Origin of the sequence: Marinobacter sp. (assembly GCF_040904845.1) — a bacterium.
GTDB lineage: Bacteria > Pseudomonadota > Gammaproteobacteria > Pseudomonadales > Oleiphilaceae > Marinobacter.
Genome location: NZ_JBBDSR010000049.1, coordinates 22,831 through 37,282, shown reverse-complemented (window position 1 = coordinate 37,282; position 14,452 = coordinate 22,831). Strand labels below are relative to the sequence as shown.

Below are 14,452 nucleotides of genomic sequence, written 5' to 3'. Positions count from 1 at the left end.
AGACATACCGAAAGAGAAATACCGAAACTGAAAAGGGGCGCTCAATTGAGCGCCCCTTTTCAGTTCTGGTGAAATTTTAGCCTTTGGCCTTTGGCCGACCCCGGAGATCAGCCCTCCCCCGGCACCACCCGGTCTTCCAGCGCGTCCACCATGAACTGCGGCATTGCCAGCGCCCCACGGTGGGTTCCCGCGTTGTAATAACGAGTGACAAACGGCCGCTGTTCGGCGTCTTCCTCCCGGAAGTACTGTACGGGTTTGTCTTTACCCGCCATGGTGCAGCTCCACCAGCCGGTCGGGTAAACCGGCTGCGGGAACGGCAGGGTCTGGATATGGTCAAATCCGGCCTTGCGCATGTCGTCGTGAATCCCCTTGATGATGGACTCGGTATGCAATAGCGGAGACTCACTCTGTTGCACGATGATGCCTCCATCGCGCAGCGCCAATAGCGCGTCCCGATAGAAGTTGAGCGCAAACAGGCCTTCCGCGGGGCCCACCGGGTCGGTGCTGTCGATGATGATAATGTCGATGCTGTTGGGCTCCACATCCCCCATCCACTGGATGCCATCACCGAAGAAAAAGTTCGCGCGGGGATCGTCGTTGGCATCGCACAGTTCCGGAAAGTATTTCTCAGACAAGCGGGTAACCCGCTCATCGATTTCCACTTGCCAGGCCTCTTCCACCCCGGGGTGCTTCAACACCTCCTTCAAGGTGCCACAGTCACCGCCACCCACTATCACCACCTTTTTAGGATCACGATGGGTGAACAGCGCCGGGTGCGTCATCATTTCGTGATAGAGAAAGTTGTCACGAGTGGTCAGCATCACGCAGCCATCGAGCACCATAAGGTTGCCGAAGGTTTCGGTTTCATAGATCTCCAGTTTCTGGAACTGGCTTTGCTCTTCGTGAAGTTTCTTTTTCACCTGCAGGGAAAACGCTGTTCCCTGATCCTGGAATACCTCGGTAAACCAGCCCTCGTTCAATGCCGTCATGTTGTGCCTCCCTTGATGCCGGGCCACTGCCGCCCGGTAAGCCGAATCAGTCTGGCGTGTATTGTAGGTGCGCATGGCGTTCAGCTAAAGCACTATACCCGGCGGTCGGCTGCGGAATTTGCCACAGGGTTCTTTTAGCAGCCCGGCGGAATCCATACAATGGCGCTCTTACGCCGTGGTTCGCCCGGCCCGGATTCAGTACAGGATGACGACCATGCCCCAAGCCACCGGAAGCTCCGCCCATACCGCCTACAACATCGCTCACTGGAGCGATGGCTATATTGACGTGAATGGCCAGGGAGAGGTGCTGATCCGACCAGCGCGCAGCCAGAGCGACGAAAACAGCAGCATCAACCTGCCCGAATTGACCCGTACCCTGATCTCCCGGGGCATTCAGCTGCCGGTGCTGATCCGTTTCACCGACATCCTCCACGACCGGGTCAACGCGCTTTGCGGGGCCTTCAACCAGGTGGCTAAAGATCAGGATTATCAGGGTCGCTACACTGCAGTGTATCCGATCAAGGTGAATCAACAGCGGCGAGTGGTGGAGGAGCTGCTGCGGGCCGAACCGGCCGCCAGCAATAACCAGGTTGGGCTGGAAGCCGGCAGTAAGCCGGAGCTGATGGCGGTACTGGCGATGTCGCGTCAACGTGGCTCGGTCATTGTCTGCAACGGCTACAAGGACCGCGAATACATTCGCCTGGCGCTGATCGGTCAGAAACTGGGCCACCGGGTGTTCATTGTGGTAGAGAAACAATCTGAACTGCCGCTGATTCTGGAAGAATCCCGCAACCTTGGCGTCTCTCCCCTGATTGGCGTTCGTGCCCGCCTGGCCACCATTGGCAAAGGCAACTGGCAGAACACCGGGGGTGAGAAGTCCAAATTCGGGCTGTCCGCCAGCCAGGTGCTGGATGTTGTCCAGACCCTGCGCGACGCAGAGGCCCTGGACACCCTGCAACTGCTGCATTTTCATCTGGGCTCACAAATCGCCAACATCCGCGACATCCAGACCGGCCTGCGCGAGTGCGCCCGGTTCTACAGCGAACTGCGACAACTCGGGGCCCCTGTGAACACCGTGGATATCGGTGGTGGTCTGGGTGTCGATTACGAGGGCACCCGCTCGCGCAGCAGTTGCTCAATGAATTACAGCGTTGCCGAATACGCCTATAACGTGGTTCATGTTCTGCAGGCAGAGTGCGACCGCGCGGGCATCCCCCACCCGGATCTGATCAGTGAATCCGGCCGCGCGCTGACGGCGCACCATTCGGTGCTGGTCACTAACGTGATTGACCGCGAGGCCCCCGATACCCGTGAACCGGTGCCGCCAGCCAAGGATGCCTGCGCGCCTCTTCTGGATCTGTGGCGCGATTTGCAAAGCCTGAGCGACGAGCAATCGCCGCGGTCACTGGCGGAAATTTACCACGATGTACTGCACGCCATGGCCGATGTGCACGCCCAGTTTGCTCACGGCCTGCTGTCGCTGACTGAACGCGCCAACGCCGAAACCCTGTACATCTGCTGCTGCAGGCAACTGCGGTCACAGCTTGATACCGCCAACCGGGCCCACCGCGAAATCGTTGACGAGCTCAACGAAAAGCTGGCCGAAAAACTGTTCGTCAATTTCTCACTGTTCCAGTCGCTACCGGACGTTTGGGGCATCGATCAGATTTTCCCGGTGATGCCGATCAACGGCCTGGATCGTCCACTGTGCCGCCGCGCGGTGATCCAGGACATCACCTGCGATTCAGACGGTCGCATTGATCGCTACGTTGATGGCCAGGGCATCGAAACTACACTGCCATTGCCGGAAGAAAAAGTGGGCGAGCCGCTGCTGATGGGGTTTTTCTTGACCGGTGCCTACCAGGAAATCCTCGGCGACATGCACAACCTGTTCGGCGACACCCACTCCGTCGACGTTTGCCGCAATGACAGCGGGCACTATACCATCAGCGACGCGACCGACGGCGACACGGTGGCGAAAGTACTGCGCTATGTGAATTTTGAGCCAGCCGCACTGCTGCAATCCTATCAGCGCCAGTTCGAAGCCAGCGAACTGACCGAAGACACCCAGCAACGGTTACTGGGCGAATTGAAAAACGGGCTTGAGGGGTACACCTACCTCGAAGAATAACACCGACCGGAGATCTACCACAGACACTGCCCCGTATACATGGCAACTGACAAACCCGGGGCGAGTGCATAGAATGACAAGCAGAACAAGTTCCAGCCATGCAACAGTCAAGGAGCGTCCGGTGACCACACTGGATCAGAAACCAGCCCGGGCCGAGGGACGAAAAGATCCCTGGAGCCAGCTGCTGGAAAAGGTGGGCAAACATCAGGATCGCCAGGCCTACCACGCTCTTTTTGAGCACTTCGGGCCTCAGATCAAGTATTACGCGATGGCGAACGGTATGGCCAGCCACGCGGAAGAGCTCGTGCAGGAAGTGTTTGTATCGATTTGGCGGCGCTCCTGCCTGTATGACTGGCGCAAAGCTGCGGCATCAACCTGGATCTTTACCATCGCCCGGAACCAACGCATCGATATGCTTCGAAAAATGAAGCGGACCAGTGTGGAAATGCTGGTCGAAACCGAAGATCTGTGGCAAATCCCCGGTGACAACGAAGACGAGCCGGTCACCTCCTTGCACCGTTTGATGTCAGAGCGACGCATCCGGGAGTCCCTGAGCCACTTGCCAGAAGAACAGACAACCGTGATCGCCAAGGTGTACATGGAGAACAAGTCTCACCAGATGGTAGCCAATGAGCTCAACATTCCCCTGGGCACCGTGAAAAGCCGGGTTCGCCTGGCACTGAACAAATTAAAAGTGATTTTGCAGGATCAGAACGTATGACCCAGCATCATCCCGACAGCCTGACGCTGATGGAATACAGCGCAGGCAACCTGACCGAGCCCCATGCCCTTTGCATCCGGCTGCATCTGGACCAGTGCCCACACTGTTGCAGCCGCGTTGATACGCTCGACAGCCTTGGCGCTGTGATGATGGAGCAGCAGCCCAAAGTTGATGTCAGCGAAAGCATGTTCGACCGAATCCTGTCCCGCATTGACAGTTTTGATGACAATGATCGGGAATTGGTCATCCGAAACAGTGTCAGGCCAAGCCCGCTGCACAAGCTGCTGGGCGACGACCTGAACAGCCTGCCCTGGAAGCGCCAGTTGGGTGATGTCAGCGTGCTGGATATTTCCGAACGCTTCCCCGGCCAGCAGGAGCAAGTCGTTCTACAAAAGCTTGCCGCCGGCGGCAAGGCCCCGGTACACACCCACCGCGGAGAGGAGACCACCATCGTTCTTCAGGGTGCATTCGCCGATCAGAAAGGCGTGTTCAACCAATGGGACTTTGTCGTGCTGAACGAACAGGACGAGCACAAGCCTGTGGCCGTGGGTTGTGAGGATTGCATCACACTGTCCGTACTCAGCGCGCCGGTTCGGTTAACCGGTACCTTCACCCGCCTGCTCAACCCGTTCATTCGCTGACCGCCCCGGCAAGCCAGGACCGACAACACCCTGGCCGAAAATGACCGGGCGTTTCGATCGCGGTTTTTTGTGCCAGCCGATGGTTGCGGTACAATTCCCCTCCCTGCACGCCACCGGAGAGACCCATGACCGCTGACGATTACGGCTTTCGCTTTGGCGGCATTGAGCGCCTGTACGGCCGCCGTGCGCTGGAAGCCTTTCGCCAGTCACACATTGCCATTGTCGGCCTGGGCGGCGTCGGTTCCTGGGCAGCCGAATCCCTGGCGCGCTCCGGTATTGGTGCGCTGACGTTGATTGACATGGACGACATCTGCGTCTCCAACACCAACCGCCAGCTGCACGCTCTGGCTACCCAGTATGGCCGCACCAAAACGGACGCGATGGCTGAACGCCTGCAAGCCATCAACCCCCAGGCGGATATCCGTATCCAGTTTGGTTTCCTGACCACCAAAAACGTCTCTGAATTGATCACCGCCGAGATGACCGGCGTGGTCGACGCAATCGACAGCGTCAAGGCCAAAGCCGCTCTGATTGCGCACTGCCAGCGGAACAAAACGCCGATTGTCTGTGCCGGCGGTGCCGGTGGTCAGATGGACCCCAGCCAGATCCGCGTGGCCGATCTCAGCAAGACCACCCAAGATCCATTACTGGCCAAGGTTCGTAATTCGCTGCGCAGGGAGTACGGTTTCTCCCGAAATCCCAAACGGCGTTTCGGCATTGAAGCCGTGTACTCACTGGAACAGCTGACGTATCCTGCCGGAGACGGCGAAGTCTGCCTGCAAAAACCGGCAACAGCCGGGCCGGTGCGCCTGGATTGTGCGTCCGGGTTTGGAGCCGCCAGCCCGGTCACTGCAAGCTTTGGATTTTTTGCCGCCGCGCGGATACTGAACCGCATTGCACGACGAGCCACCTCCTGACTCAATGGACCTGATACCACCATGCCCGTAAGCACCGTTCTGCTACTTGCCAGCATTGGCGTGCTGTCGCTGTTTTGCCAATGGATTGCCTGGCGCGTCAAAATGCCCGCCATCCTGTTTTTGCTGGCAGGCGGCATTGCCGCTGGCCCCCTGTTCGGGTTCCTTGCGCCCGAAGCGGTGTTCGGGGATCTACTGTTTCCGGTCATCTCACTGGCAGTCGCCATCATCCTGTTCGAGGGCAGCCTGACCCTGCGGTATGAAGAGATCCGCGGCCACGGCAAGATGGTCCGCAACCTGATTCCGGTCGGGTCTGTGGTCACCTGCATCATTGGCACTCTGGCCGCGCGGTGGATGCTGGACGTGTCCTGGGAAGTCGCGCTGCTGTTCGGTGCCATCTCCATTGTCACCGGCCCGACCGTCATTGCCCCGCTGCTGCGCTCAGTGCGACCTGACGCCAAACTGGCCAACATCCTGCGCTGGGAAGGCATCATCATCGACCCGGTTGGTGCGCTGTTGGCGGTGCTGGTGTTCGAGGGTATCGTTTCCTGGGGCCAGGGCAACGTCTTCGGACACTCGCTCTACATTTTCGGCAAGACCCTCGCCGTCGGTTTTCTCATGGGCGCCATTGCCGGCTACCTGAACGGCCTGGTACTGAGAAAACACCTGGTCCCTCAGTACCTCCACAACGCTGGCACGCTCACCTTCATGCTCGGCGTTTACGCCATCTCCAATGAACTGGCCCATGAATCGGGGCTGTTGACCGTTACCGTTATGGGTATCTGGATGGCCAACATGAAGCAGGTCCCCATTGACGACATCCTGGAGTTCAAGGAATCTCTCAGCGTGCTGCTTATCTCTGCGCTGTTCATCATTCTCGCGGCACGGGTGGAGTTTTCAGCCATCGCAGAGCTGGGCTGGGGGCTCGTTGGGGTACTGGCGGTATTGATGCTGGTGGCCCGTCCGGCCAGTATTTTCCTGTCGTCCATCGGTACCAGCCTGAACTGGCGTGACAAACTGTTTCTGAGCTGGATCGCACCGCGAGGCATTGTCGCTGCAGCGGTGTCCGCACTGTTCGCGTTTCAGCTGCAAAAACTCGGTTACGAGAGCGCGGGAGCCCTGGTTCCGCTGATCTTTATGCTGATCATTGCGACCGTCACCCTCCAGAGCCTGACGGCGCGACCACTGGCGCAACTGCTGAAAGTGGCAGAGCCGGCGGAGTTTGGTTTTCTGGTTCTCGGAGCTAACCCGGCGGCACGAATGATCGCCGGCGCGCTGCAGAAATATGAGGTTCCGGTGACCCTGGCTGATACCAACTGGGAGAACATTCGCCAGGCGCGTATGAACAACCTTTCGGTGTATTTCGGCAACCCCGTGTCTGAACACGCCTCAACCCATCTGGACCTGACGGGCATCGGCAACCTGCTGGTTATTTCTCCTTACAAACACATGAACTCACTGGCGACCTACCACTTCCTGGACTGGTTCGGGAAGGACTCGGTGTTTACCCTGGCGGAAGGCGACCCCGATCAGAAAGCACGGCACCAGACCGCTGAAAAAATCCAGATGACCCGGGGCCTGTTTGATGGCGTCAGCTACGCCAAGCTGGCGAGCCTGATCAGCCAGGGCTATGCCGTGAAAACGACCCAGCTCAGCGACGAGTTTAGCTACAAGGATTTTCTGGAAAAATACCAACAGCAGGCGCTGGTGCTGTTTGTGTTTGATAAAAAGAAGCACATATTCCCGGTGCTGGACATGGATGGCATTCAACCGGAAAGTGACTGGGCGCTGATCAGCCTGGTACCGCCCCAGGCCCGCAAAGAGCGCGGGGACACAGACACCGACAAACAGCCCTAACGGCAGTCCAGAACCAGTTTCCCGCGCACGTGGCCGCCTTCCAGCAACTCGTGGGCGGCGGCCACCTGCTCCAGCGGAAACGCTTGCTCGATATGGACCCGGACATCGCCGTCTTCGATCAGTTCGGCAATTTCGTCCAGGTGGAACACATCCGGTCGTACTGTCATGCCGTGGGCGCGCAGCCCGAGTGCTTCTGCCGCGCTGATAATGTCGTCGGCGGTCACGGTGGGAATCGTCACCAGCACACCGTGCTCACCGAGCGTATGCAGGGAACGCTTGCCGGTTTCGCCACCGATCAGATCCAGCACCACGTCCAGGCCATAGCATTCTTCAGCGACGTCCGTGGTGCGGTAATCAATGACCTCGTGAACACCCAGTCCGGCCAGAAAATCCCGGTTGCCGGCCGATGCCGTCGCCACCACGTGAGCGCCCCGCTCCAGCGCGAACTGCACGGCAAAATGCCCGACACCGCCAGCACCGGCGTGAATCAGGATTTTCTGCCCCGACTCCAGCTTGGCCACTTCAAACAAGGCCTGCCAGGCGGTCAACGCCGCCAGGGGCAATGCACCGGCCGTCACCAGATCGAGTTCCTCGGGCACAATCGCAACTTCATCCGCCGCCGCAAGCGCGTACTGGGCATAGGCCCCGCCTTCTGACGGAAACCCGATCATTCCCATCACCCGGTCACCCGGTGCCAGTGTAGTAACGTCCTCTGCCACGGCCACTACTTCGCCGGCCACGTCGTAACCTGGCGTCCAGGGCAGGCGGTTTTCAATCTGGCGAGCGGCAAATCCCAGCCCCTTGCGGGTTTTCCAGTCGATGGGGTTCAGGCCCGCACCATGGACCCGGATCAGCACCTGCCCGGGCGCGGGGCGGGGAACCTCCGACCGCACGATCTGCAAGACATCGCGCTCGCCAAAACGGTCATAGCTGGCATGGGACATAAGGGTTTCGGCATTCTGATCAGAACTGTGTTCCATGACGTTCTCCAATGACGGTCTTCGATGGAGCGCTTTGGCGGAAAGGGTAACCGCTCATCACCTTCGTTCAGACTAGCAGAATCTGTGCACTCCGGGTGGCTCAGGCAGGCGCGAAGCCTTCGCCGCCGGCCACCACCGCGCCACCGAGGATATCGGCGAACACTTTTGGTGCCCGTGACGGTCGCTGCGATTTGAGATCCACACAGGCGTGGGTTGATACCGCCCGCACCAGGGTCCGGCCATCGGCTGGCCGCACCAGCTGAAATTGCCGGGACGAACGGAACCGCCCATCGTACCCGGTCAGCCAGGTACCCAGAATCAGACGATCCCCGGCATTCGCCGCGGACAGGTAATCAATTTCTGTTCGGGTGATGGCCATCGCTTTGCCCGTTTCTTCATGCAGCGCCCAGGTCATGCCCAGACTTTCAATGTGGGCCCAGCTCACGTCCTCGAGCCAACGCACGTAGACCACGTTATTGGCATGGCCCAGGCGGTCCGTATCCTCGTCACAGACTTCTATCTCGATGGTAAAAGGCGATGGCAGATCCCATTCAATACTGCCGACAAACTGGCTCATTGCTCACGTTCTCCCAAACCCGGTATGGCCCGCAACGGTAGCCGCCCGACGCGGTCGTTGTGAAGTGAACCAAAGTATAGGTAGCCGCCGTGGGGATTGACCGACGTAATTTCCTTCAGGTGCGTGCCACGGGTGTCGTGCAGGCTGGTGAGGACCTCGCCCTGCGCATCAAACGCCAACACCAGTCCATATTCCTGGGGCTTGGGATGAAAGTTCTCCGGCAGTTTCGCCAACAGGTCCTTAAGCCACGGCTGCTGATGCAGAGTGTCCACCTGGGCGTTGCGCAGCGTGGGAAACGCCACCCAGTAACGGCCCGCGTCGTCCACAGCCAGATTGTCAGGGAACCCAGGCAGGTTATCGGCAAAGACCTCCGCCTGACCTGCTTTGGGACCGTTGATCCAGTATTTCAGGATGCGGTATTTCCAGGTTTCATTGACCAGCACGTAATTACCCCCCGGAGCCACGGCCACGCCGTTGGCGAAGTGCAGGTTTCTCAGCAGGGTTTCAGTGCGGCCGGTGCTCGGATCGTAGCGCAGCAGACGACCATGGGGGCGCATTTCCAGTAAATCCAGCACATAGTCGGGCTGTTCAAATCGGGAGCTGGCGTCGGTAAAGTAGATACGGCCGTCGGGTGCGATATCAACATCGTCCGTAAAACGGAACGGCAACCCTTCCGACTCCCGCGATAACTGCGTGACGGTTTTGTCCGGGGCGATGGACAGCAACCCTTTCCAGGCATCCGCAACAATCAGGTTGCCGTCGGCATCAAAGACCAGCCCCAGTGGACGGCCACCCGTTTCAAGCCAGTTTTCAACGCGGCCATCCGGCCAGACCCTCACAATGCCGCCATCCTGGGTTCCGGTGTAGAGCACGCCGTCGGCATCCACCGTGGTGTCTTCCGGGCCGTACACCTGGCCGCGCGCCAGCAGATCGGACAGCCTCAGCCGTTCGTTCGGGGCCAACTTGCCGGTCAGTGCCGGTGGCGACGGTGCCTCCCAGGCCTTGCTATCGACCGGCGAAGGAGACAGCAGAAAGCTCCCAAGCAATAGAAAACCGATCAGCAACAGCCCCAGTAACCACTTCATCACAGACATCCGCTCCCTATATTGACGACCTGCTAACCATAGCAGACACCTGCTTCGGGCTACACCGCCGCCCGGGCCGGGTTCAGGATTTCAGAAAGCGGCGACACAGCGAGGCGAACGTCTCCGTTTTCTCGGCGTGCAGCCAGTGCCCGGTGCCTTCGATAATGCGAAGCTCCGCGTCGGGGAACAGGCGGCGGATGTCGTCCCGGTGCTTTTCCTGAATATAGGCCGATTCTGCGCCCTTGATAAACAGCACCGGACCTTCGAAGGGGGTATCGCCTTCCGGTGCCAGGGCCAGCTTGGGGTAGCTGGCTTCTATCACCGGCAGATTGAGACGCCAGCGGTACAACGCCGTGGCGCTTTCACGTGCCTGCTCGGGAACCCGCTCCAGATTTTTCAGCAGAAACTGCCGCACTCCCGGCATGTCGACATACTCGGCCAAGGCCTTATCGGCCTCCTGTCGGCTGCGCACTGAGGACAGGTCCAGGCTACAAAGCCCTGCCAGTATGGCGTCGTGGCGCGGTTTGTAACCGACCGGTGAAATGTCCGCGACAATCAGATGATCCACCCGCTCGGGTGCCAACAAGGCAACTTGCATGGCGGTTTTACCGCCCATCGAATGGCCAAGCAGGGCCGCTTTATCCAGACCCCGGGCATCCATATAGGCCACGACGTCTCGAGCCATCGCCGGGTAATCCATGGCGTCGGTGTGGGGCGAGCTGCCATGGTTGCGCTGATCCAGGGCATGAACCTGCCACTCGTCCTCCAGCTGCCTGATAACGCCGCCGAGGTTTTCACGGGACCCAAACAGACCGTGCAGAACAATCAGGGGCGGACCTTCGCCGGTAATGCGATGATTCAGTTCAACACTCATGGGCAATGCTCCACCGGTGGGTTTTTCTGTGGTTCCAGCCAGGGGAACACATTACCACTGCTGGTCGTGGGAGCAAGGTCGGAACAACGCATAACGGACGGAACGGGCATAAAAAAACCGGAGAGTTCCCCCGGTTCAAGATCTCTAGCGTAGGCTACACCTGATCAGCAGTAATACATGCCGTTCAGGTATTCTGCGAGCGCTGCGCAGTTGCGACGCTCAATGTCACTATGGGGTACAAAGATTTCACGATCCATATTACACCTCCTCAATGATGGCGGACCTATTGCTCCAACCTGATGAGTTAATGCTATCGTTACTGCCATGACATAGCTTTGACAGGCTGTCCCAACCGCTTGACATTTTGTACCAGCCATCGTGACAGGTTGGTAACCACAGGAACGCGTCAACGTGAACCCAGTGCCGGACGAGACCACCGTTTTTCCTTTAGTCGCGGCATCCAGCACCCTTGCGCTGGTGCACTACCTCGACCGCCAGGGCGTTTTACACCGCGAGCGGATTGAACAGATCACCGGAACCACGCTGGAAACGCTGACAGATCCCGACCTTCGGGTACCCGCCGACCACCATTACCAGCTGTGGGAGTACGCCGAGCAGATGACCGGTGACCCCGCGGTTGGCCTGCACGCCGGCCAGGTCGTCGATCCCGAGCGTATGGGCCTGGTCGGCCATGTCTTCTTCAACTGCGACACCCTCGGTGAAGCCGTGACCCAGTATGTGCGGTTGCACCGACTGATCAACGAGTCCGTTACCCTGAGTTTTGAACAGGCCGGTGACCTGGCCATCCTCACCTGGCAGCCCGACACCCCTGGCCACTATTGTCGTCAGGATATGGACCGAACACTGGCCGCCGCCCTGAGCCGCACCCGCCACTTCATTCATCCGGGAATCACCGCCGAATGGGCTGAGATCGCCCACCCCAGGCCCGCTTACGCCGCCGAATACTCTGCGTTGGTGGGCGGCCCGGTCACATTCGATGGATCCGCCACCCGGCTGGCGTTTCACAGCCGACACCTGAGCCACCCGATTCCCCATCGCAACCCCTATGTCTATTCAGCCGTTCTGAAACAGGTCAATACCGTATTGGCAAAGTTGCAGACACGGCGCACCTTCGGCCGCAAGATCCGCAAACTGATTTCCCGCCAGATGGCCACCGAGCGCATTGACGCGGACACCCTCGCGCGGCAATGTCATATGAGCCGACAGACCCTCTACCGGCGGTTGAAAAAAGAAGGCCTCAGTTTCCACGACCTGGTGGAACAGGTTCGCAAGGACAAAGCGTTGCGATACGTTGCCGCCGACCATTACGCGTTGGGTGAAATTGCCTTTTTGCTCGGGTTCTCGGAGCTCAGCGCTTTCAGTCGCGCCTTCAAACGATGGACCGGGGTGGCTCCCGCGCAGTATCGTGCCGGTCATCGTGTCGCAGAAACCGGCCCCACGCAGGACTGACCATGCCCGAATTCTCACTGCTTGCTGTCATCCTGGGCCTGTTCTATCTCGCCGCGCTGTCCTGTATCTATCGCATTCTGCTGTCCTACCGCACCGCCCAGGGCGCGATTGCCTGGATCATTGCGCTGATCGCCCTGCCCTACGTCGCGGTGCCGCTGTTCATGTTGTTCGGTCGCAACCGGTTTGGTGGCTACGTCTGGGCAAGGCGCATGGGTGACGCCGCCCTGACCGACCTGCTCAACCGGTTCGAGCAGCAGACCACCTCGCTCTCCCACGCCGCCAACGAACATTTCAGTGACGAACTGCAGGTGCTCTGCAAACTGGGCCGTCAGCCATTTACCAGTAACAATGCGTGTGTGCTGCTGCGCGATGGAGAGACGACTTTCAACGCGCTCTTTGACGCGATGGAAAGTGCCCGCCGGTACATCTTGCTGGAGTTTTACATCGTCCGTTCCGACAAGGTCGGGCAACGCATGAAGTCCATCCTCAAGCGCAAGCTGGCCGAAGGCGTGGAGGTGTGGTTTCTCTACGATGACGTTGGCAGCGTGGGCCTGCCCCGACACTACCTTCGGGAGCTGGCGGGTGCTGGTGCCCGGGTGGCATCCTTCGGCGATGGCAACGTCCGCCGCCGGCGCTTCCAGATCAATTTTCGCAACCACCGCAAACTGCTGGTGTGCGATGGCCACACCGGTTTCGTCGGTGGCATTAATCTGGGTGACGAATACCTGGGCACGGCAATGGACCAGGAGCCCTGGCGAGACACTCACTGCCAGATCATCGGCCCCGCGGCCACCGGCCTGCAGCTGGCGTGGCTAGAGGACTGGAACTGGGCCAGCAACGAATTCCCGGACCTTGACTGGCAGCCCGACCTGCCTCCCTCCGGCGATCAGGAAGTCCTCATTCTTCCCTCCGGCCCGGCGGACACCTACGAAACCTGTGCGCTGTTTTTCCTCAACTGCATCAACAATGCCCGCACCCGGGTCTGGATCGCCTCGCCCTATTTCGTGCCCGATTTCCAGATCATGAACGCGCTTCAGCTGGCAGCGCTTCGCGGCGTGGACGTGCGCATCATCATTCCCGAAAAATCCGACAGCCGGTTAATCAGGATTGCGGCCTACTCCTATCTGGTTCAAGCCTGCCAGGCGGGTGTCGGCATCTACCGCTACCAGCCCGGGTTCATGCACCAGAAGGTCATTCTCGTGGACAACCGGTATGCCGCGGTAGGCACCGCCAACCTGGACAACCGCTCCATGCGCCTGAACTTTGAGATCACCGCCATCAATACATCTGAGACGTTTGTGTCCGAGGTGACCAGAATGCTGGAGGAGGATCTGGCAAACGCCCGACTGATGTCCGAAAGCGATTACCGCGACCGGTCCATCGCGTTCAGGCTGGGCTGCCGCGCGGTGCGGCTGCTTGCGCCGGTACTCTGAGAGGTTTCCCGGGCAGGCGTTTTCCCACTGGCCGGAATATGAGAGTATGCGAAGTATTCCCAGCCCGCCACGCAGTCACGAAGCAGGACCATGACCACATTCAAGCCCAGAGAAACGCTGACCGAGCAGGTTGCCCGCCATATTGAAAACCTCATTGCTTTTGGCCAATTGCGTTCCGGCGAGCGCATTTATGAAAGCGCCATGGCCAAGCAGATGGATGTCAGCCATGGCTCCATCCGCGAGGGGTTACTGCTGCTGGAGAAACGTTACCTGGTTCGCAATGTTCCGCGAAAGGGAGCTTTTGTCACCACGCTGGATGACTTCTTCGTGCGCAGCCTCTATGAAATTCTGGAGCTGTACCTGATTCACACCGGCCGCAAGCTGGCCCGGGAGTGGCAGCCCGAAGACATGGAAAGGCTGGAGTCACTGCATGGCCGTATGAAGGATTGCTACGGCCGCAACGACCTGAGCGGGTTTCTCGAGCTGGGTATCGAATACACTCAGGCCTCGCTTGCCTATGCCGACAACTACTTTATCGTTTCCGCCATTGACGATCTCTGGCCATCGGCACGGCGCTGTGCCTTCGTGGCGTTTCAGAGCGGCGGCAACCAGGTGCTTGAGGACAATCTGGCGCGCATGGAAGAATCCATCCGTGCCATCAAGGACCGGGACGAGGAGCGCCTGGCGACGATTCTGAAACATTATGCTGAACAGCAGTGCCGCCAGGTACTCGGTGCCCTTTCCCAGAGCCAGGCCAGGCGTGGTGCCTGACGTGCGACT

At 59.3% G+C, this 14,452-nt stretch carries 13 protein-coding genes; 8 read left to right on the top strand and 5 right to left on the bottom strand.

Annotated features, from left to right (window positions below; all coding sequences use genetic code 11):
- Positions 1-107: 107 nt before the first annotated feature.
- Positions 108-989 (bottom strand): polyamine aminopropyltransferase, encoded by an 882-nt coding sequence (gene speE / locus WD429_RS05650; RefSeq protein ID WP_368421200.1) that lies wholly within the window; start codon positions 987-989, stop codon positions 108-110.
- Between the two features lie 214 nt (positions 990-1,203).
- Here speE and speA point away from each other — a divergent pair, with 214 nt between their 5' ends.
- The 5 genes from speA (at position 1,204) to WD429_RS05625 (ending at position 7,253) form a co-directional block, all read left to right on the top strand.
- Positions 1,204-3,120, top strand: coding sequence for a biosynthetic arginine decarboxylase (speA, locus tag WD429_RS05645; protein ID WP_368421199.1), 1,917 nt, complete (start codon positions 1,204-1,206; stop codon positions 3,118-3,120).
- A 121-nt stretch (positions 3,121-3,241) separates the two neighbouring features.
- Entirely contained in the window at positions 3,242-3,841 is a 600-nt protein-coding gene (locus tag WD429_RS05640) for a sigma-70 family RNA polymerase sigma factor (RefSeq protein ID WP_368421198.1), read from the top strand.
- Positions 3,838-4,482: a ChrR family anti-sigma-E factor gene (locus tag WD429_RS05635; protein ID WP_368421197.1), complete on the top strand. Its 645-nt coding sequence runs from the start codon at positions 3,838-3,840 to the stop codon at positions 4,480-4,482. The genes WD429_RS05640 and WD429_RS05635 overlap by 4 nt, the downstream gene beginning before the upstream one ends.
- A 125-nt stretch (positions 4,483-4,607) precedes the next feature.
- Positions 4,608-5,399, top strand: coding sequence for a tRNA cyclic N6-threonylcarbamoyladenosine(37) synthase TcdA (gene tcdA / locus WD429_RS05630; RefSeq protein ID WP_368421196.1), 792 nt, complete (start codon positions 4,608-4,610; stop codon positions 5,397-5,399).
- A 21-nt stretch (positions 5,400-5,420) separates the two neighbouring features.
- On the top strand, positions 5,421-7,253 hold the full coding sequence (locus WD429_RS05625; RefSeq protein WP_368421195.1) for a cation:proton antiporter: 1,833 nt from the start codon (positions 5,421-5,423) through the stop codon (positions 7,251-7,253).
- Here the strand turns inward: WD429_RS05625 and WD429_RS05620 are convergent.
- The 4 genes from WD429_RS05620 to WD429_RS05605 all read right to left on the bottom strand — a co-directional run bounded on the left by WD429_RS05620 (position 7,250) and on the right by WD429_RS05605 (position 10,769).
- Complete coding sequence (locus WD429_RS05620; protein WP_368421194.1) at positions 7,250-8,233, bottom strand: NADP-dependent oxidoreductase; 984 nt, start codon at positions 8,231-8,233, stop codon at positions 7,250-7,252. The two genes, WD429_RS05625 and WD429_RS05620, sit on opposite strands and share 4 nt — an antisense overlap.
- Before the next feature lie 100 nt (positions 8,234-8,333).
- A complete protein-coding gene (locus WD429_RS05615; protein ID WP_368421193.1) occupies positions 8,334-8,810 on the bottom strand; it encodes an acyl-CoA thioesterase in 477 nt (158 codons plus the stop codon).
- Positions 8,807-9,895 carry an SMP-30/gluconolactonase/LRE family protein gene (locus WD429_RS05610; protein ID WP_368421192.1) on the bottom strand — a complete coding sequence of 363 codons (1,089 nt, stop codon included), beginning with the start codon at positions 9,893-9,895 and terminating at the stop codon, positions 8,807-8,809. Before WD429_RS05610 ends, WD429_RS05615 begins: the two co-directional genes overlap by 4 nt.
- An 82-nt stretch (positions 9,896-9,977) precedes the next feature.
- Positions 9,978-10,769 (bottom strand): alpha/beta fold hydrolase, encoded by a 792-nt coding sequence (locus tag WD429_RS05605; RefSeq protein ID WP_368421191.1) that lies wholly within the window; start codon positions 10,767-10,769, stop codon positions 9,978-9,980.
- Between the two features lie 411 nt (positions 10,770-11,180).
- Here WD429_RS05605 and WD429_RS05600 point away from each other — a divergent pair, with 411 nt between their 5' ends.
- From WD429_RS05600 to WD429_RS05590, 3 genes are all read left to right on the top strand, one after another.
- Positions 11,181-12,239, top strand: coding sequence for an AraC family transcriptional regulator (locus tag WD429_RS05600; protein ID WP_368421190.1), 1,059 nt, complete (start codon positions 11,181-11,183; stop codon positions 12,237-12,239).
- Positions 12,240-12,241: 2 nt separating this feature from the next.
- Complete coding sequence (cls, locus tag WD429_RS05595) at positions 12,242-13,672, top strand: cardiolipin synthase (RefSeq protein ID WP_368421189.1); 1,431 nt, start codon at positions 12,242-12,244, stop codon at positions 13,670-13,672.
- A gap of 90 nt (positions 13,673-13,762) precedes the next feature.
- Positions 13,763-14,443, top strand: a complete 681-nt coding sequence (locus WD429_RS05590) for a GntR family transcriptional regulator (RefSeq protein ID WP_368421188.1) — start codon at positions 13,763-13,765, stop codon at positions 14,441-14,443.
- Positions 14,444-14,452: the final 9 nt, after the last annotated feature.